This is a genomic window from Phytobacter sp., assembly GCF_059074235.1.
In genome coordinates this window covers 275,288-295,001 of record NZ_JCACPZ010000004.1, presented here as the reverse complement: position 1 = coordinate 295,001, position 19,714 = coordinate 275,288, and the positions used below count along the sequence as shown (strand labels likewise).

General features: G+C 53.1%; 16 protein-coding genes and 1 pseudogene. 12 read left to right on the top strand and 5 right to left on the bottom strand.

The features are described 5' to 3' along the window. Positions 1 to 149: 149 nt before the first annotated feature. Entirely contained in the window at positions 150 to 2,360 is a 2,211-nt protein-coding gene (fhuE, locus tag AC5JPW_RS05420) for a ferric-rhodotorulic acid/ferric-coprogen receptor FhuE (RefSeq protein ID WP_494238709.1), read from the bottom strand. 351 nt (positions 2,361 to 2,711) lie between these two features. Here fhuE and hinT point away from each other — a divergent pair, with 351 nt between their 5' ends. The 8 genes from hinT (at position 2,712) to AC5JPW_RS05380 (ending at position 8,828) form a co-directional block, all read left to right on the top strand. Further along, the gene (gene hinT / locus AC5JPW_RS05415) at positions 2,712 to 3,071 is read left to right on the top strand and encodes a purine nucleoside phosphoramidase (protein WP_494238707.1); all 360 of its coding nucleotides are present in this window, start codon (positions 2,712 to 2,714) and stop codon (positions 3,069 to 3,071) included. Between the two features lies 1 nt (position 3,072). Then, a complete protein-coding gene (locus AC5JPW_RS05410; protein ID WP_494238705.1) occupies positions 3,073 to 3,447 on the top strand; it encodes a YcfL family putative periplasmic lipoprotein in 375 nt (124 codons plus the stop codon). 10 nt (positions 3,448 to 3,457) lie between these two features. Further along, positions 3,458 to 4,114 (top strand): penicillin-binding protein activator LpoB, encoded by a 657-nt coding sequence (gene lpoB / locus AC5JPW_RS05405; RefSeq protein WP_494238703.1) that lies wholly within the window; start codon positions 3,458 to 3,460, stop codon positions 4,112 to 4,114. Then, positions 4,095 to 4,934, top strand: coding sequence for a thiamine kinase (gene thiK, locus AC5JPW_RS05400; protein WP_494238702.1), 840 nt, complete (start codon positions 4,095 to 4,097; stop codon positions 4,932 to 4,934). Before lpoB ends, thiK begins: the two co-directional genes overlap by 20 nt. Further along, positions 4,922 to 5,947: a beta-N-acetylhexosaminidase gene (nagZ, locus tag AC5JPW_RS05395; protein WP_494241141.1), complete on the top strand. Its 1,026-nt coding sequence runs from the start codon at positions 4,922 to 4,924 to the stop codon at positions 5,945 to 5,947. The genes thiK and nagZ overlap by 13 nt, the downstream gene beginning before the upstream one ends. Positions 5,948 to 5,986: 39 nt before the next feature. Then, positions 5,987 to 6,529, top strand: coding sequence for an alpha/beta hydrolase YcfP (gene ycfP, locus AC5JPW_RS05390; protein ID WP_494238700.1), 543 nt, complete (start codon positions 5,987 to 5,989; stop codon positions 6,527 to 6,529). 260 nt (positions 6,530 to 6,789) lie between these two features. Next, positions 6,790 to 8,094: an NAD(P)/FAD-dependent oxidoreductase gene (locus tag AC5JPW_RS05385; protein WP_494238699.1), complete on the top strand. Its 1,305-nt coding sequence runs from the start codon at positions 6,790 to 6,792 to the stop codon at positions 8,092 to 8,094. 194 nt (positions 8,095 to 8,288) lie between these two features. After that, positions 8,289 to 8,828: a glycine zipper 2TM domain-containing protein gene (locus tag AC5JPW_RS05380; protein WP_494238697.1), complete on the top strand. Its 540-nt coding sequence runs from the start codon at positions 8,289 to 8,291 to the stop codon at positions 8,826 to 8,828. A gap of 498 nt (positions 8,829 to 9,326) precedes the next feature. On the opposite strand, the gene AC5JPW_RS05375 is transcribed toward AC5JPW_RS05380, so the two are convergent. Then, on the bottom strand, positions 9,327 to 9,962 hold the full coding sequence (locus tag AC5JPW_RS05375; RefSeq protein WP_494238696.1) for a TetR/AcrR family transcriptional regulator: 636 nt from the start codon (positions 9,960 to 9,962) through the stop codon (positions 9,327 to 9,329). A gap of 246 nt (positions 9,963 to 10,208) precedes the next feature. On the opposite strand from AC5JPW_RS05375, the gene bhsA reads away from it, so the two are divergent. Next, entirely contained in the window at positions 10,209 to 10,466 is a 258-nt protein-coding gene (gene bhsA / locus AC5JPW_RS05370) for a multiple stress resistance protein BhsA (RefSeq protein WP_494238694.1), read from the top strand. A 74-nt stretch (positions 10,467 to 10,540) separates the two neighbouring features. Here bhsA and ldtC read toward each other — a convergent pair whose 3' ends face one another. The 3 genes from ldtC to AC5JPW_RS05355 all read right to left on the bottom strand — a co-directional run bounded on the left by ldtC (position 10,541) and on the right by AC5JPW_RS05355 (position 16,285). Continuing rightward, positions 10,541 to 11,494: a L,D-transpeptidase LdtC gene (gene ldtC / locus AC5JPW_RS05365; protein ID WP_494238693.1), complete on the bottom strand. Its 954-nt coding sequence runs from the start codon at positions 11,492 to 11,494 to the stop codon at positions 10,541 to 10,543. Between the two features lie 157 nt (positions 11,495 to 11,651). Then, positions 11,652 to 15,098 (bottom strand): transcription-repair coupling factor, encoded by a 3,447-nt coding sequence (gene mfd / locus AC5JPW_RS05360; RefSeq protein WP_494238692.1) that lies wholly within the window; start codon positions 15,096 to 15,098, stop codon positions 11,652 to 11,654. Positions 15,099 to 15,211: 113 nt separating this feature from the next. Then, positions 15,212 to 16,285 carry an acyltransferase family protein gene (locus tag AC5JPW_RS05355; protein ID WP_494241139.1) on the bottom strand — a complete coding sequence of 358 codons (1,074 nt, stop codon included), beginning with the start codon at positions 16,283 to 16,285 and terminating at the stop codon, positions 15,212 to 15,214. A gap of 289 nt (positions 16,286 to 16,574) precedes the next feature. Here AC5JPW_RS05355 and lolC point away from each other — a divergent pair, with 289 nt between their 5' ends. The 3 genes and pseudogenes from lolC to lolE all read left to right on the top strand — a co-directional run bounded on the left by lolC (position 16,575) and on the right by lolE (position 19,713). After that, entirely contained in the window at positions 16,575 to 17,774 is a 1,200-nt protein-coding gene (gene lolC, locus AC5JPW_RS05350; protein ID WP_494238690.1) for a lipoprotein-releasing ABC transporter permease subunit LolC, read from the top strand. After that, the gene (lolD, locus tag AC5JPW_RS05345) at positions 17,767 to 18,468 is read left to right on the top strand and encodes a lipoprotein-releasing ABC transporter ATP-binding protein LolD (protein ID WP_494238688.1); all 702 of its coding nucleotides are present in this window, start codon (positions 17,767 to 17,769) and stop codon (positions 18,466 to 18,468) included. The genes lolC and lolD overlap by 8 nt, the downstream gene beginning before the upstream one ends. Further along, a pseudogene (gene lolE / locus AC5JPW_RS05340) lies at positions 18,468 to 19,713 on the top strand (lipoprotein-releasing ABC transporter permease subunit LolE). Before lolD ends, lolE begins: the two are co-directional and overlap by 1 nt. The last annotated feature ends 1 nt before the right edge of the window (position 19,714 follow it).

The window sequence follows — 19,714 nt, the reverse complement described above, 5'->3', positions numbered from 1 at the left end:
TATGCGACCGTAACCCGCGTAGGGCAAGTTCCTCTGTGTCAGCAGAGTAGATAAACGCGGTCGCATTGGTTAGCAGTGCTGGGTGGAGTGGAGAGAATAAAAAAGCCCACCAGAAACTGGCGGGCTTGGATCAGATTCGGATTTTACAATCAGAAGCTGTAGTTTGCGCTCACGGAGAAGTTACGTGGTGCGCCATAGACGCCGTAGCTGCCCAGGTAGTCGTAGTACTCTTTATCAAACAGGTTGTTGATATTCCCCTGAACGGAGAAGGTTTTCGTTACCTGGTAACGTGTGAAGAGGTCAACCACGGTGTAACCATTCTGGTTGATACGTGAAACACCGTTCGGGCCATTATCCAGTTCTTGCCAGGTTTTGTTCTGCCAACGAACGCCGCCGCCCACAGCCAGGTCTGGTAACATTGGCAACTGATAACGGGTGAATAATTTTGCAGTGGTACGTGGCTGATCCGGGTTAACTGCAGAACCATCACCTGCTTCTGCGATGTAACGACTTGCGCCGAAGGTTAACTGCCAGTTATCGGTCAACGCGCCGTTAAGCTCAAATTCAATACCTTTGCTGACGGTACCGTCTACCGATTTATATGCAGTCTGCCCGCCGGAGTTTGGAATCGTCTGGCCGGTAGAGACGGCAACGTTATCTTGTTCGGTGCGGAATACAGCCAGGCTGGCTGTCAGGCGAGTGTTAAACCAGTCGCCTTTCACACCCGTTTCGTAGCTCTTACCGGTGGTCGGATCGAGGAATACACTGTTGGCGTCACGCTGGCCGCTTGGTTGGAAAATTGAAGTATAACTGGCATAAGCAGACCAGGTGTCATCAATGTCATAGATAATTCCCGCGTACGGGGTGACTTTATCTGCTTTAGCGTTGCGGATCTCGTCAGGTTTGCGTTCGAGATTGTACTTAGCACTCCATTCGGTCCAGCGCGCCCCCAGGATAAGGTGCAGTGGATCGGCAAGGGACAGGCGTGTCGCTGAGTAAATGGATTTTTGACGAATGATATCGCGTTGATACAGAGCCCAGTCAGACCATTGTGGATCGGCCAGCGTTTTGCCGTTGTAATTATGGATATTGCCCACATCCATGAGGCCGTAGTTATCATTTACAGGGTAGGAGTTGTCATAGTTGTTGCGCTGACGACTGTAGCTGCCACCGAACATCACTTCATGCTGGCGGCCAAACAGATCGTAGCCTCCGCGTACGAAGGCATCGACGGAGTCCTGTTTACGTTCGCCACGGTTCCATCCGCCCCATGCCCCCTGGTATGCAGCAGAATCGTACAGACCGGTAGTCTTGTCCGGGTAGCCATCGATATACATCAGCTTGCTATCGAAATTGGTTTCCGCATGCATTGCGTTAACTTTCGCTTCCCAGCCGTTATCGAAGCGCTGTGTCAGGTTGGCAAAGATTTTCGTTGAGTCGGTATTGGAATAGGCCCAGTCAGCGGCTGAGTTGAAGCCACGACGGAAGTGGGTTTTGCTGCCATCACTGTAGAGCGAGGGGAAACCACCCCAGGTCGGGCTGTCTTCTTCACTTTCCTGATAGTCGTAACCAAGGGAGAGTGTGGTGGAGTCAGTAATATCGGTATCAATGATGCCGGAGATGAATTTCTTACGGTAGTGATTACGCTCAAGCCATGAATCATTGTCCTGATAGCCGGCGATTACACGTCCACGGACATTGCCTGATTCGGTAAGCGGTGCCTGGAGATCGAGCACGTAGCGTTGTTTATCCCAGCTACCATAAGTAGCGGAAACATTACCTTTGAATTCTTTGCTGTCCGCATGCTTACGTACCATGTTGACGTAAGCGGAAGGATTACCTGTCCCACTCATCAGACCTGCGGCACCACGCACGACTTCGATCTTGTCGAAAATAGCCGTATCGCCAGCGGTATCGTTAAAGTTCCAACGGTTATCAAGGAACGTCGGCATGTCTTCATAGGCAAAATTGCTGACGAAGAAACCACGTGCGAAGAAGTTAGTACGCGAGCTGTCAATGCGGGCAGCGCTGACGCCTGTCGTATTGGAAAGAACATCTTCAATGGTGCTCAGTTCCTGATCCTGCATACGCTGCTGGCTGATAACACTCACCGACTGCGGGATGTCACGCGGAACCAGCAGCAGCTTGGTACCAGTGGTGGTGGTTTTAACGCTGTAATCCTGATCCTGACTGGTATCGGTTTGCAGCGCATTACCTTCAACGACAACTGTCTCCTCGGTTGCCGCTGTTGCTGCGAAACTTGCTGCTGGTGCTAATGCAAATGCAATGGACATCGCGAGCAGAGAAGGAGGGCAGGCAAATTTGCGCTGCTCATCTCTGACATGAGTGGTGAAAGACATTATTAACCCTTAATGGTGTGTTAGCGGAGTTGTCCTGGCCGCGATACGTTGTCGCCGTCGGACCTGTTATCTCTTTTTAGGTAATAAACGCGCATGAAAATGCAAATGCGAAATATACGCATTCGGAATACACATGTAAACAGATGTAAGATTGATGACTGAAATAGCGTTTTAAAGAAGGGGGGCTAATGTATTGCGCATTACGCCAGCAACCCTGGGGAAAAAATGAAGAAAAAGAGCGTTATAGTTGAAAGAGCCGAAGAATCTCGCTCATACTTACGTCTGCGTAGCCGGGTGCCGAGTGCATAAAAATGAAAATGCATAACCCTCGCGAATAAAAAGGAAACCGTCATGGCCGAAGAAACCATTTTCAGTAAAATCATCCGTCGCGAAATCCCGTCGGACATTCTCTATCAGGATGAACTTGTTACCGCCTTTCGTGATATCTCCCCGCAGGCGCCGACTCACGTTCTGATTGTGCCGAATATTCTCATTCCAACGGCGAATGACGTTACGGAAGCACACGAGCAGGCGCTTGGTCGTATGATGACAGTGGCGGCTAAAATTGCGCGCGATGAAGGGATCGCTGAAGATGGCTACCGTTTGATCATGAACTGTAACCGTCACGGCGGCCAGGAAGTCTGGCATATCCACATGCATCTGGTGGGCGGTCGTCCACTTGGCCCAATGCTGGCTCATAAAGGCCCATAATATGTCTACAGGACGCGTGATGCTGTTGCTGGTGGCAATGTCGATAGTAGGGTGTTCCTCCCGTCCGGCCATTCCGGTGGCAAACGATCAGACACTGGTGATGGAGTCCACTGTCCTGGCCGCGGGGATTACGGCAGAAGAGCCAAGTCTGACGACGCGGGACATACAGCCTTCGGCCTCATCGCGTCTCTATAATGAACGTGCGCAGCCGGTAACCTTAAACTATCGCTTCTACTGGTACGACGCCCGGGGCCTGGAAATGCACCCACTTGAGATGCCTCGTCGTGTCACCATTCCAGCACATTCCTCAGTCACACTTTATGGCAGCGCCAATTTTCTGGGTGCCCATAAAGTCAGACTGTATCTCTATTTATAAGGGGTGAAAATTGATTAAGACAGTTGGACGTTATGCGCTGCTTACGGCGGTCGCCCTGGTTCTTTCTGGTTGTATTATGCGTGGTGAACAGCAGCCTGCACCTGTTGATCAGGCAAATCCTACGCCGCAGCAACCGACACCGGAACAACCGCAGCCGCCGGTCACCGCGGTGCCGACAGTCCCGACGTTCCCGCAACAGCCGGGCCCGATTGAACATCCTGACGAGACCGCACAGCCTGCTCCGCGTGAGCGTCATTATGACTGGAACAGTGCGATTCAGCCGATGGTAGGCAAAATGTTGCAGGCCAGTGGCGCAGCATCAGGCAGTGTGCTGCTGGTAGATAGCGTAAACAACCGTACTAACGGCTCAGTTAACACCAGTGAGGCGACCGAAGCCTTGCGTAATTCGCTGGCAAATAACAGCAAGTTTACCCTGGTGACCGCACAGCAGCTCGGTGTGGCGAAACAGCAACTGGGCCTGTCCCCACAGGACAGTTTAGGTACACGCAGCAAAGCCATAGGTATTGCCCGCAACGTTGGTGCGCAATATGTGCTTTACTCCAGTGCCAACGGCAGTGCGACGGCACCGGGTCTGCAAATGCAACTGATGCTGGTACAAACCGGCGAAATTATCTGGTCGGGTAAAGGTGCCGTTCAACAGCAATAACCTGACGCGTGACGATGTATTGTCACGCTATTTCCCCGCTTATACTCCCGTCGCAGGCCAGTTAGCTGGCCTGAGTGGCGGGAGTTTTCTGATTAGCGACGGTCATCATTCCATCGTGCTTCGTCAGAAGCATCAGGCCACCTCATCCCCTTTTTTACGCCAGTACCGGGCACTCAAAAAGCTGCCCGTCGGGCTTGCGCCCAGACCCTATGGCTTGTTCGCAAACTGGATGGCCGTTGAGTTCATCGACGGAGATGTCAATGACGTATTACCTGATGTTGACCGTCTGGCTTCTCTGCTGTGCGCATTACATCGTGAGCCGCTGTTTGGCTGGCGTATTTCCCTGTTGCCCTTGCTTGAAGAGTACTGGCTTGAGTGCTCGCCCTCCCGGCGTCATCCATTCTGGCTCCAGCAACTGCGCAAGATGCGTAAGCAAAGAGAGCCCGGTCCGTTACGGCTGGCCCCATTGCACATGGATGTTCATGCAGGCAATGTGGTGCACGCTGAAAGCGGTCTGCGTCTGATCGACTGGGAATATGCTGGCGATGGGGATGTGGCCCTGGAGCTTGCCAGCGTCTGGATGGACAATGAGACTCAGCGTGAAGGCCTGGTCACCGCCTATGCCCGGGCGGCATCCCTTGACTCTGAAGCACTAAAACGACAGGTTTTGCGCTGGCGTCCCTGGGTGTTGATGCTCATGGCAGGATGGTACGAATGCCGCTGGCAACAGAGTGGCGAACGACAATTTATTACTCTGGCGGATGCGGTATGGCATCAGCTAAGAACAACAGTAGAAGAGAGGTCAATGTGGGTCCGGTGATGTTAGATGTGCAAGGGTATGAGCTGGATGCAGAAGAGCGTGAAATTCTGGCTCATCCGCTGGTGGGCGGCTTGATCCTGTTTACCCGTAATTACCACGATCCGGAACAGTTACGCGAACTGGTACGCCAAATCCGTGCGGCTTCTCATCATCGTCTGGTGGTTGCCGTCGATCAGGAAGGGGGGCGGGTGCAACGTTTTCGTGAAGGCTTTACCCGCTTGCCTGCCGCACAGTCCTTCGCTGAACTGCTTGGGCTGGAAGAGGGTGGACGCGTGGCGAAGGATGCAGGCTGGCTAATGGCCAGCGAAATGATCGCCATGGATATCGATATCAGTTTTGCGCCGGTGCTGGATGTAGGGCATATCAGCGCAGCCATTGGTGAGCGTTCTTACCATGAAGATCCGGCCAAAGCGCTGGCGATAGCGACGCACTTCATCGACGGCATGCACAGCGCAGGCATGAAAACGACCGGCAAACATTTTCCCGGGCACGGTGCGGTGACCGCCGATTCTCACAAAGAGACACCGCATGATCCTCGCCCGCAGATTGATATTCGTAGCAAAGATATGGCGGTCTTCCGCACGCTAATCGAGCAGGGCAAGCTGGATGCGGTGATGCCCGCTCATGTGATTTACAGCGATGCGGATCCGCGTCCGGCAAGCGGTTCACCCTACTGGCTGAAAACTGTGTTGCGGGGGGAACTGGGCTTTGATGGCGTCATCTTCTCGGATGATTTATCGATGGAAGGGGCCGCGATTATGGGCAGTTATGCGGAGCGAGGACAGGCGTCTCTGGATGCCGGTTGCGATATGATCCTGGTCTGCAATAATCGAAAGGGCGCTGTCAGTGTGTTAGATAACCTGTCGCCGATCAAAGCGGAACGTGTTACGAAATTGTATCATAAAGGTTCATTTTCTCGTCAGGAATTGCTGAGTTCCTCGCGCTGGAAGGCGGTCAACAGTGAGCTGGAGCAGCTTCACGAGCGTTGGCTGGCCCATAAAGCCGCTCAGTGACCTTTAACGGACGGGGCGTTGGCCCGGGGGTGAGGTACAGTGATCATCTATTTGCACGGTTTTGACTCAAACAGTCCAGGTAATCATGAAAAAGTACTGCAGTTGCAGTTTATCGATCCAGATGTTCGGTTGATCAGCTACAGTACGCGGCATCCGAAACATGATATGCAGCATCTGCTCAAAGAGGTCGACAAGATGCTGCAACTGAATGTTGATGACCGCCCATTGATTTGTGGTGTCGGTCTCGGCGGCTTTTGGGCTGAGCGTATTGGTTTTCTATGCGATATCCGCCAGGTGATGTTTAACCCGAACCTTTTCCCATTCGAAAACATGGAAGGCAAGATCGACCGACCGGAAGAGTATGTGGATATCGCTACCAAGTGCGTCACCAATTTTCGTGAAAAGAATCGTGACCGTTGTCTGGCCATTCTGTCCCGCAACGATGAGGCGCTGGACAGCCAGCGTTCTTCAGATGTGCTGCACCACTTCTATGAAGTGGTCTGGGACGAAGTTCAGTCGCACAAATTCAAAAGTATCTCGCCGCATTTGCAACGTATTAAAGCGTTTAAATCCCTCGGTTAAGACCTCAGCCCGGCACTGCCGGGCTCTCTTTTTCTTTCGGCCTCATCGGCTTCTTTTACCTCATACTTTTCGTGATGAGACTACACTTGTTCAACTTTTAGTCATCAAAACTTGATGCATATCAATTTTGGTATGACCAATGCACCGAACATGTTATTCTCACTGCACCAAAGAGGTATTCGCCTTGTAACTTGTTGTTAATTAAGTGTTATTTTAATAACTTTTAATTAACAATTGGTTAATAATTTGAGGGGGTCACGTTGACTACACCATTGAAAAAAATTGTGATTGTTGGCGGTGGTGCTGGCGGGCTTGAACTGGCAACGCAGTTGGGTAAAAAACTGGGTCGGGGCAAGAAGGCAAAAATTACGCTGGTAGATCGTAATCACAGTCATTTATGGAAACCACTGTTGCATGAAGTGGCGACCGGTTCCCTGGACGAAGGTGTTGATGCTCTGAGCTATCTGGCACACGCGCGCAACCACCATTTCCAGTTCCAGTTGGGGTCCGTGGTCGATATTAACCGTGAAAGCAAAACCATTAGCCTGGCGGAATTACGTGACGAGAAGGGCGAGTTACTGGTGCCTGAGCGTAAGCTGGCGTATGACACCCTTATCATGGCACTCGGCAGTACCTCGAATGATTTCAATACCCCTGGCGTGAAAGAGCACTGCATTTTCCTCGACAACCCGCATCAGGCGCGTCGTTTCCACCAGGAAATGCTGAATCTGTTCCTGAAATATTCCGCGAATCTCGGTGCGAACGGCAAAGTGAACATTGCTATTGTCGGTGGTGGCGCAACAGGTGTTGAGCTGTCTGCAGAACTGCACAATGCGGTTAAACAGCTGCACAGTTATGGATACAAAGGGCTCACCAATGAAGCGCTGAACGTGACGCTGGTCGAAGCGGGCGAACGTATTCTTCCTGCACTGCCGCCGCGTATTTCCGGTGCGGCACACAGCGAGTTGACCAAAATGGGTGTGCGCGTTCTGACGCAAACCATGGTCACCAGCGCAGACGAAGGTGGCCTGCATACCAAAGACGGCGAATACATCAAGGCCGATCTGATGGTCTGGGCGGCAGGTATCAAAGCCCCCGATTTTATGAAAGAAATTGGTGGACTGGAAACCAACCGCATTAATCAGCTGGTGGTAGAACCGACGTTGCAGACCACACGCGATCCGGACATCTATGCTATCGGAGACTGTGCTTCTTGTGCTCGTCCTGAAGGTGGATTTGTGCCGCCACGTGCACAAGCCGCACACCAGATGGCGAGTCTGGCACTGCACAACATTCTGGCACAGGCCAAGGGTAAGGCGCTGAAAACGTACACCTACAAAGATCATGGCTCGCTGGTATCCCTGTCGAACTTCTCCACGGTGGGTAGCCTGATGGGTAACCTGATGCGGGGCTCGATGATGATTGAAGGGCGCATTGCACGCTTCGTCTACATCTCCCTGTACCGTATGCACCAGGTGGCGCTGCACGGTTACTTTAAAACGGGTCTGATGATGGTTGTAGGCAGTATTAACCGTGTGATTCGTCCACGTCTGAAACTGCACTAATCCTCCTTTCCGCTCTCCCGCACGTCTGGTGGGAGAGCAGTTATTCCTCAGTCCTGCAAGTGCGTATCTGCTCGGATAACTCTGAATCCCTCCTGTTTCCTTCACAATCCTCCTTTTTTCCGCTCTTTCCGATTGGCTTCCCCTTTTACAGGTTGCAAAATTGTTACCAATAGCAAACCAGGGGAGGAAATCCTGTGAATAAATCAATGTTAGCGGGTATCGGTATTGGCGTGGCCGCTGCGCTGGGTGTAGCCGCGGTTGCCAGCATGAATGTGTTTGACCGTGGTCCTCAGTATGCGCAGGTCATCTCTGCCACGCCAATTAAAGAGTCAATCAAAACACCCCGTCAGGAATGCCGTAACGTCACTGTGACCCACCGTCGTCCGGTACAGGACGAAAACCGTATTACCGGTTCTGTACTGGGTGCCGTTGCTGGTGGCGTATTGGGCCATCAGTTCGGTGGTGGACGCGGGAAAGACGTTGCGACTGTCGTGGGTGCGTTAGGCGGTGGCTATGCTGGTAACCAGGTGCAGGGCGAAATGCAGTCCCGTGACACCTACACCACTAACCAGCAGCGCTGTAGCACCGTGTATGACAAATCAGAAAAAATGCTCGGTTACGACGTGACTTACAAAATCGGTGACCAGCAGGGCAAGATCCGCATGAACAGCGATCCAGGGACACAAATCCCACTGGATAGTAACGGCCAGCTTGTTTTGAATAACAAAGCCTAAAACAGCAGTACTGTACCTATTGGCTCCTCAATTGCTCAGGCTGAGGGGCCTTTTTTATAGAAAAGTCCTTAATAAATAAGGTTTTTTAAGGTTCAAATCAGGTCCTGCTGGCGGATGACCAAAAAACCGGTAATCAGAATGGAGAGAAAAGCGAATAAAACGGAGCCACCACATAAAACCCAGAGGCCAAATAACAATGTTATTACTATTAGCACTTTAAGGAATGGTAATAGCAAAATCATCTCGTTTTTCCTTCTGCATGTGTCCAGTCAATGAATGTACTCAAATCCATCGGAAACAGCCAATTAGCGCGAAAAGTTGAAGCAATAAGAGTCGTGCTGTACGTCATCATGACGTTTATCATTTCACTTGCACCTGTAATGGTTAGCAGGGCAATAATCACTGTTTAATCTTAGCAAAGCGGTATAGGTGGCATGACGTTTTCACCTATTAATCCAATAGGTGAAAACGATAGCTTTGGCTTGATGATGAGACCGGTTAGTTTGCGACTAGCGTCGGCCATAGCCGCATTGTGGTGCGTACGACTTGCAGCAGCTTGTCGCAACTGGCACCTTCGCGTGCGCTGATAGACATCCCCTGCAGAATACAGCTCAGGAACTCAGCGACCGTCTGCGTATTCACGCCCGCGTGAATTTCACCGCGTTGTTGACGCAAAAGCAGGAATTGCAGCAAAAGTTGCTCCTGCCTGGCATGTCGCGACTTGATGGTCTCAGCGATAGCATGCGAGGAAGCGGCAAGGGTCGCCGAGGTGTTAATCAGAAAACAGCCCGCGGGGGTATCCTTGCTGGTGAAACAGCTTGCCACCGCCGTAAAGTAATCTTCTAACGCCTGAACAACGGGTTTCTCCTCGCAAAGCAGCTGCGCTTCGTGCTGTGCTGCGAATCGGGCGATGTATCTGTCCAGCACGGCCCGAAACAATCCTTCTTTATTAATGAACTCTGCATAGAGGGTAGGCGCCTTCGCCCCGGTGGCCTCTACGAGATCGGATAATGATGTGGCTTCATAGCCATGCTGCCAAAAGAGCGTCATGGCTTTGTCGAGCGCCGCTTCCCTGTCGAACACTTTCGGTCGGCCACGGCTTTTTTTTACACAACTGCTGACTTCAATGGTCATATGCCGTTCAACCTTGTTGGTTTGTTGAGCAGTCATTATAAAAATAAACGCTCAGATAAACCAGCAGCAAATAGCACAAATTAATAAATTCTATCTTTATGATAAATATGGATTTGTTTAATTAAATAACATTCATTATAAAAATACATTGACGAGTGACGTAGATCACACTTATAGTTTGATTATCGATCGTTAAGTAAATAAACATTAACGACCCTATTAATCATCTGCCAAGAGAATCTAATCATGAAAAACGTTAAAACATTGATTGCAGCCGCTGTCCTCAGTTCACTTTCTTTCGCAAGCTTTGCTGCTGTTGAAGTGCAGTCTGCACCTGCTGGTCAGCAGGAAATGGGTTCCATCGGGATCACTGCGGGGGATAACCTGTCTTCTGTTGAACACAAACTGGCACAGAAAGCTGAAGCATCCGGTGCAACGTCTTTCCGTATTACCTCTGTAACCGGTTCTGACAAACTGCACGGTACAGCGGTTCTCTACAAATAATCACCCTGAGTTAGCTCTCTGCCACTGCAATACAAAAAGCCCCGTTGAGAAACGGGGCTTTTTGCTTTTCCGGCCTACAGTGTTTGTGCAAGCGGTGCGTCATGCTGGCTCACATCGACCGGCATACCCGAGCGAAGCTCAATAGCATGTTCAAAAACGTCGGTGGCGCTTTGCGGTGAGTCCCTGAAGGTCTGCATCGCCGGGTTCAGCAAGATGGGTAACTGCTGTGGATCGTCATCAATGGATTTTGATAACGGCTGATGCACTTCCAACAGACGACGGCCGTCAGGCTCGACAGAGGCTTTAATTGGTGTATTGATAATGTTGACCCGCGTGCCCGGCGTAATGACGCTGAACAGAGCCAGAATGTCGTTATCGCGCAGGCGGATACAGCCTGAACTCACTCGCATACCAATACCAAAATCCGCGTTTGTGCCGTGAATCAAATAGACACCGCCGTAAGCGGCCAAACGAATAGCGTGATGGCCCATGGGATTGTCCGGGCCTGCGGGCACAACGGCGGGTAAATCGATTCCTTGTGCTTTGTAGCGTGCGCGGATATTCGCCGTTGGCGTCCAGGTTGGATTGGCTCGCTTATCGGAAACGGTAGTCACCATGGTGGGGGTGAGGGTGTCGCTGTCCAGTTGACCGATGCCGATAGGGTAGACGGTGACTTCATTTTTTCCTGGCGGATAGTAATAGAGACGCAGTTCGGCCAGGTTAATCACAATTCCCTGACGCGGCGCGTCGGGCAGCAGAGTTTGTAGTGGGATGGTCAGCACGCTGCCAGCGCGGGGCACGTAAGCATCAACGCCGGGGTTTGCCTGCAACAATGCCAGAAAACCGACGTTATATTTTTTAGCGATAGCCTCCAGTGACCCTCCGTCGTTCTCAACCACGTGATAACGGTTTTCACCGACGACGCGGCTACCAGCAGGGGGAAGGGGCCAGGTATTGGCTCTGGCCGGGAGCACCAGTACCACAGAAATCAGCAGTGCCCAGAGCACAAAGCGGGGGTTTTTTATCATGATCATAATCCATGCAAATCATAAGGTTATTTTTATACAGCATTGTTATGGAATTATGGGTGGGGGAAGTGTCGGGAAGTCCTGGACGAGTGCAAAGTGTTTGTAAATATGACCCGGAAGAAAACCGGATCGGCGAGTGCGCCGACCCGGTCAGCGTTTACGCCACGGCGTTCTGCTCCAGTTGCAGCATAAAGTTGCGCACCCACTCCATGCGGGTTTTGCGCTCGGTCAACTCCTGGAAGAACTTCAGGCGCGTAGGGCCATCAAGCCGGAAGTGCTGAGGTTGTTTTTGCAGCAGACCAATCAGCCACGCCGGGTTAACATGATTTTTCTCGTTGAATTCAATGCTGCCGCCTTTCTCATTGCCTTCAAGCTTACGGATCCCCAGTTTCTGTGCCTGCTGACGCAATCTGGCGATATCCAGCAGTGTGCGGGCCGCGTCCGGCAGCAGACCAAAGCGGTCAATCAGTTCCACTTTGATCTCATCCAGCTCATTTTCCGTTTTCGCACTGGCGATGCGTTTATAGAAGGAGAGGCGGGTGTTCACATCCGGGATAAAGTCATCCGGCAGCAGCGACGGCATACGCAGTTCAACCTCCGTCTGCTGACTGGTCAGATCTTCCAGCGACGGCTCGCGGCCGGCCTTCAGTGCATCAACGGCGCTTTCCAGCAGCTCCATGTAGAGCGAGAATCCTATCGTTTCCATCGATCCGCTTTGATCTTCGCCCAATAGCTCACCCGCACCACGGATCTCAAGGTCATGAGTCGCCAGCGCAAACCCGGCACCCAAATCTTCCAGAGAAGCAATGGCTTCCAGACGTTTTTGCGCATCAGTGGACATTGCTTTCGGGTGTGGCGTTAACAACCACGCATAGGCCTGATGATGTGAACGGCCCACACGACCACGTAACTGGTGCAATTGCGCCAGACCGAAGTGATCGGCCCGTTCAATAATGATGGTGTTAGCGGTTGGAATATCGATACCGGTTTCAATGATCGTGGTACACACCAGCACGTTGAAACGCTGATGGTGGAAATCGTTCATCACCCGTTCCAGTTCGCGCTCGCGCATCTGACCGTGACCAATGGTGATACGCGCTTCCGGCACCAGCTCCGCCAGCCTGTCGGCGGCTTTCTGGATGTTTTCGACGTCGTTATATAAGTAGTAAACCTGACCACCACGCAGCACTTCACGCAAAATCGCCTCGCGCACCACCAGGCTGTCATACTGGCGAACAAAGGTTTTCACCGCCAGACGACGAGCAGGAGGAGTGGCAATTATCGACAGGTCACGCATGCCGCTCATCGCCATGTTGAGCGTACGCGGAATCGGTGTTGCAGTCAGCGTCAGGATATCGACATCGGCACGCATCGCTTTGATTCGCTCTTTGTGACGTACGCCAAAACGGTGCTCTTCATCGACCACGAGTAGACCCAAATCCTTGAGCTTCACATCGCTTTGCAGCAGCTTATGAGTGCCGATCAGAATGTCGATTTTGCCTTCGGCGGCCTGTTCAAGAATTTGTGTTTGCTCTTTGGCGCTGCGGAAACGGGAGAGCATTTCAATGCGTACCGGCCAGTTGGCAAAACGGTCACGGAAGTTATCGAAATGCTGCTGCGCCAGCAGCGTGGTCGGCACCAGGACGGCAACCTGTTTATTGTTCTCAACCGCCAGGAAAGCGGCACGCATCGCGACTTCGGTTTTACCAAAGCCCACGTCGCCACACACCAGTCGGTCCATTGCCAGCGGCTGACACATATCACTCAGCACCGCATTGATGGCCTGCGCCTGATCTACGGTGGTTTCGAACGGGAAACTGTCGCAGAAAAGCTGATACTGCTCTCTGTCATGTTTGAACGCAAAGCCGGTTTTTGCCGCACGCTGGGCGTAGATATCCAGCAATTCTGCCGCCACATCGCGGACTTTTTCCGCCGCTTTCTGACGGGCGCGCGACCAGGCGTCACTGCCCAGTTTATGCAGCGGCGCGTTCTCTTCCGCGCCACCGGCATAGCGGCTGATAAGATGCAGCGATGAGACGGGCACATAAAGTTTGGCATCACCGGCATAGGTGAGCATCAGGTATTCGCCTTTGATGCCACCTGCTTCCAGCGTAGTCATGCCCGCATAACGCCCGACGCCATGCTCCAGATGCACCACCGGTTGACCGGTATGCAGTTCGGCAAGGTTTCGAATTAACGTATCCGGGTTAATCGTGCGGCGACTGTCCTGACGACGACGGGCGACACGTTCGCCCAACAGGTCACTTTCACAAATCAGCGCACGGTTACGCAGCGTATCAACGAAACCATGTTCTGCCGCGCCAATCATCAGGAAACGTCCTGCTTTTTCAGCGTCATCAAGCTGGACAATTTGCTTTGGCGAGACCTTGATGCGCGCCAGCAGTTCCCCCAGCGCTTCGCGGCGGCCTTCGCTCTCAACGGAGAAGATAACCGGCCCGGTGAAGGCTTCGAGGAACTTACGCAGATTATCGAGTGGCGATTTATTTTGCGCCTGCACCGCCAGGTCCGGTAGCGGCTGGTAGCCGAGGTTGGTGTGCGCGGCTTTGTCGGTCAGGTGCTCGGTTTTTAACTGCACACGCGGCCAGTTCTTAAGCTCGCTGAAAAGCTCCTCGACCCGCAGCCAGAGTTGCTCAGGAGGAAGCAGCGGACGCATCGGATCAACGCCACGGTTTTCAAAACGCGCCTGGGTTTCCTGGCTAAAACGTTCTGCACTGGCTTCCAGATTGCCGGTGTTGATCAGCAGTGTATTGGCCGGGAAGTAGCTGAACAGCGCGGGCAGGGGTTCGCTAAAGAACAGCGGCTGCCAGTATTCGATCCCGGTGGGCAAGGTGCCTTTACTGACCTGCTGATAAATATGTTCAGCATCGCGTTTAACATCAAACTTATCGCGCCACTGGCTTCTGAACAGTTCGATCGCGGTTTTATCCGTCGGGAATTCATGTGCCGGAAGCAGATTGATGGCCTCGACCTCTTCCAGCGTGCGCTGGGTATCGGCATCAAACAGGCGCAGGCTATCGATTTCATCATCAAAGAAGTCAAGACGATAAGGCTGAGTACTGCCCATCGGGAAGAGATCCAGCAGCGCACCACGGGTGGCATATTCACCGTGCTCCATCACCTGATCGACATGACGATAACCGGCGCTGTCAAGCTGCGCTCTCAGGGCATCGCGCGACAAACGCTGGCCCTTTTTCATCACCAGCGCGTGGCCATGCAGATAGCTATGGGGACAGACGCGTTGCATCAAGGTGTTCACCGACACTATCAGGACGCCCTGTTTCAGCGTGGGCAACTGATAAAGTGTCGACAGACGCGAAGAGATGATCTCCTGGTGTGGCGAGAAACTGTCGTAGGGCAACGTTTCCCAGTCAGCAAGGTTAATCACGTTGCTTTGAGTAAACTGGGCAACTTCGTCCTGTAAACGCAGGGCATTTTGCATATCCGGGGCAATTAATACCACCGGGCCATTGTGGCGCGCGACGATTTCAGCGACTTCGGTGGCACACGCAGAGCCAGTCAGGTCGCCAAGCTGACGGTTGTCGCCGGCCTTCACGGGCAGGGAATAACGATAGTGTTCAGGCATAGATAGAGTCAGGATCTCTTGAATGTATGCCCCTGTTATGGGGGCATATCACTGATACGCAATCCCTTTATTATCCGCGATTGTGCTTTATTCGCCAACCTTATCGCATCGCTTTAGCGCGAGGACGGGGCAGGGTGGAGCCTTGTCGGCGGCGTGAAAAAAAGATCGGCAAACAGCAGGGCTGAGAGCTTGCGCACGCCCAGTCCCACCAGCGTACAGGCCGCGAGGCTCAGGAACGGGTAGGTCAGCAGCAGTGCCAGCTCTGCCGTTTCGGACCAGCGTCCGGCATTAAGCGGTGCCAGTAACGACAGACTCAGTGCCTCAATTAAAATGCGATGGGTGGTGTAAATCGCGAGCGTATTCGTGCCCACCACATTGAGTAGCGAGCTTTCGCTGGCCCCAAAACGCGCCTCGATAGTGTAAAAAAGACGCAGGATCCCGACGACCGAAAACAGGCTCAGCAACAGCGGAACATTGAGGAACCACAGGACGACGGCTGCCAGCAGACCCGGAATAATCAGTAGCAGATAACGACGCAGGGGAACGGTCTTGACCGCCTCCATGATTGCCGCGCCGTACCAGGCACCCAGGCTGTAATAAATCATGTTACGCAGCACGCTGTTCATGCCCCACCACGGCGTCGGCAGGAAGTTGATGGCGATGCTCATCAGCCCCATAGCCATCAGGGCGAACATGGCCCACCGGTGGACGAACTTACAGACGATGAAATACACCACCAGCGCATAGAGATACCAGAGACTGGTGCTGGCGGTGAGCATACCCTGCAGAAACTCGCTGATATTATCGGCGTAGGCGGCATTGGCAGCGTTGCTCAAATCACGCTCAGGCGCAAGCCAGGCATTAATCTGGCTCAGTGCCAGCCACTGCAGGATCCCCCAGAGTGCCAGCACATAAAAAATCTGCCAGATACGCTTATCGAGCGTCTCCTTCCACGGGACGTCAGCGATGTAGCGGCGGATCAGGAAACCGGAGATAAAAAAGAACACCGGCATGCGAAACGGTGCAAGGTAGAGATTGAAGTAAATCCAGCACTTCGAAAGGGTTTGCGACCAGGGGTGAGCAAAAGCGTTAAGGTGGGGATAGAAGGTAATGACCGAGTGGTAGATAACCACGAGACAGATACATAACCCCTTGATCTGATTAATCCAGAGTGTCTTTTTTTTCATCATGACGTGCCATTTTCGTTGCCAAAGTGTGGCCGTTAATCCTGGTAGCCATACGGCACGATGTAATGGGAAACAGTCTGCATTTCACTTTTTTCGGATTAAGATCAGGTTCGTTACCGTGGAAATTGGGTGTGTCGGATTAGACCCGCTTGGTTTGTGAATGAATAGCAAATTGATTTCTCGGATTTTTTCCCGGGCTTTGAGAAGTTCGCTTACGGTTTCGCTCATTTACGCTCCCTGCTTTCGCTTATATACTCCTGAGTCTGCTACCAGCAATCAGACGGATTTCATGTACCAACCTGTCACTCTCTTTATCGGCCTGCGCTACATGCGTGGGCGTGCAGCCGACCGCTTCGGTCGCTTCGTTTCCTGGCTGTCGACTATCGGCATTACGCTTGGCGTGATGGCGCTGGTGACCGTACTTTCGGTCATGAACGGCTTTGAGCGAGAACTGCAAAACAACATTCTGGGCCTGATGCCGCAAGCTGTTATCTCAGCGCAGAATGGATCAATTAACCCGCAGCAACTTCCCGCCAGTGCGCTGAAATTACAGGGCGTTAACCGCGTTGCGCCGCTCAGTACTGGGGATGTGGTGCTGCAAAGCGCACGCAGTGTCGCTGTGGGAGTGATGCTCGGTATCGATCCGGCGCAAAAAGATCCCCTGACGCCTTACCTGGTGAATGTGCAGCAGTCCGCGCTCGAGGCGGGCCAGTACAATGTCATCATCGGTGAAGGACTGGCCGGGCAGCTTGGCGTGAACCGGGGCGATCAAATCCGCGTGATGGTTCCTTCAGCCAGTCAGTTCACCCCGATGGGGCGCTTGCCGAGTCAACGTCTGTTTAACGTGGTGGGTACTTTCGCGGCGAGCAGTGAAGTGGACGACTACCAGATGCTGGTCAATATTCAGGATGCATCTCGCTTACTGCGCTACCCGGCCGGGAACATCACCGGCTGGCGTCTGTGGCTGGATGCGCCGCTGCAGGTCGATGTGCTGAGTCAGCAAACACTGCCGCAGGGCACAAAATGGCAGGACTGGCGTGACCGTAAAGGCGAGCTTTTCCAGGCGGTGCGCATGGAGAAGAACATGATGGGGCTGTTGTTAAGCCTGATTGTTGCCGTTGCTGCGTTTAATATCATTACCTCGCTGGGCCTGATGGTGATGGAGAAGCAGGGTGAAGTGGCTATTCTGCAAACCCAGGGCTTAACGCCGCGTCAGATCATGGCGGTCTTTATGGTGCAAGGGGCCAGTGCGGGCATCATCGGCGCGCTGCTCGGTGCCGTGCTGGGTGTGCTGCTGGCCAGCCAGTTGAATAATTTGATGCCGATTATCGGCGCGCTGCTCGACGGCGCGGCGTTACCGGTGGCCATCGACCCGCTACAGGTCGTGGTGATTGCGCTGGTGGCAATGGCCATTGCGCTGCTTTCTACGCTTTATCCTTCCTGGCGCGCTGCCGCCACCCAACCCGCTGAGGCTTTACGTTATGAATAAGATCCTGTTGCAATGCGACAACCTGTGCAAACGCTATCAGGAAGGCAATATGCACACTGACGTGTTGCATGACGTCACTTTCAGCGTAGGGCAGGGGGAAATGCTGGCCATTGTCGGCACCTCGGGTTCCGGGAAAAGTACGCTGCTGCATCTGCTCGGCGGGCTGGATACGCCGACTTCTGGCGACGTGGTATTTGATAACCAGTCGATGAGCAAACTCTCATCTGCAGCGAAAGCCGACCTGCGTAACCGCGAACTGGGCTTTATCTACCAGTTCCACCACCTGCTGCCGGACTTCACCGCGCTGGAAAACGTCGCCATGCCGCTGCTGATTGGCAAGCATAAACCGGCTGAAATCGATGCCCGCGCCCGCGAAATGCTGCGCTCAGTCGGGCTTGAACACCGTGCGAGCCACCGCCCATCGGAACTCTCTGGCGGGGAACGTCAGCGTGTGGCGATTGCCCGTGCACTGGTCAATAATCCTCGTCTGGTGCTGGCGGACGAACCGACCGGTAACCTGGATGCCCGCAATGCCGACAGCATTTTCCAGTTACTGGGCGAGCTGAACCAATCTCAGGGGACCGCTTTCCTGGTGGTGACCCATGACCTGCAACTGGCAAAACGCATGACTCGCCAGCTTGAGATGCGCGACGGCCGCCTGACCACTGACCTGACCCTGATGGGGGCGGAGTAATGTCCTCATCGTTGTCCTTACTGATTGCCCTGCGCTTCAGCCGGGGGCGTCGCCGTAGCGGCATGGTCTCTCTGATCTCCATTATCTCTACGGTTGGCATTGCGCTGGGCGTGGCGGTGTTAATCGTGGGCTTGAGTGCCATGAACGGCTTTGAGCGCGAGTTGAATAACCGCATCCTCGCTGGTGGTACCTCACGGTGAAATTGAGCCGGTTAACCAGCCGTGGAACAACTGGAACGAGGCTCTGACTAAAGTCGAAAAAGTGCCAGGTATCGTTGCGGCGGCACCGTACGTTAATTTCACCGGGCTGGTAGAGAGCGGTAGCAACCTGCGTGCAATCCAGGTGAAGGGGGTTAACCCTGAGCAGGAGTCACGCCTGAGCGCACTACCGAGCTTTATTCAGGCTGATGCCTGGCGTGCGTTCAAACCAGGTGAGCAACAAATTATCCTCGGAAAAGGCGTGGCGGATGCGCTGAACGTGAAGCAGGATGACTGGGTTTCGATCATGATCCCTAACTCCGACACCGATCATAAACTGCTGCAACCAAAGCGTGTCAGACTGCATGTGACGGGCGTGCTGCAACTGAGTGGTCAGCTTGATCATGCGTTTGCCATGGTCCCGATGGAAGATGCTCAGCAATATCTGGACATGGGTAGCAGCGTGACCGGTATTGCTATTAAGGTAAACGATGTCTTTAACGCGAATCAGCTTGTGCGTAATGCGGGTGAAGTCACCAACAGTTACGTCTATATCAAAAGCTGGATCGGCAAGTACGGTTATATGTATCGCGATATCCAGATGATCCGCGCCATTATGTATCTGGCGATGGTGCTGGTGATTGGCGTTGCCTGTTTCAATATTGTCTCTACCCTGGTGATGGCGGTGAAAGACAAGAGCAGCGATATCGCCGTGTTGCGTACGCTGGGAGCGAAAGACGGTCTGATTCGTGCCATCTTTGTCTGGTATGGACTGCTGGCAGGGCTGCTGGGCAGTGTGATTGGCGCGGTGATCGGTGTGGTTGCCGCATTGCAATTAACGTCGATTATCAGCCTGATTGAAAAGATTATCGGTCATCAGTTCTTGTCCGGTGATATCTACTTTATCGATTTCCTGCCATCGGAACTGCACGTTCTGGACGTGGTGTACGTGCTGACCACTGCGCTGCTACTGAGTCTGGTGGCGAGCTGGTATCCGGCGCGACGCGCCAGCAATATCGATCCGGCGAGGGTGCTGAGCGGGCAGTAAA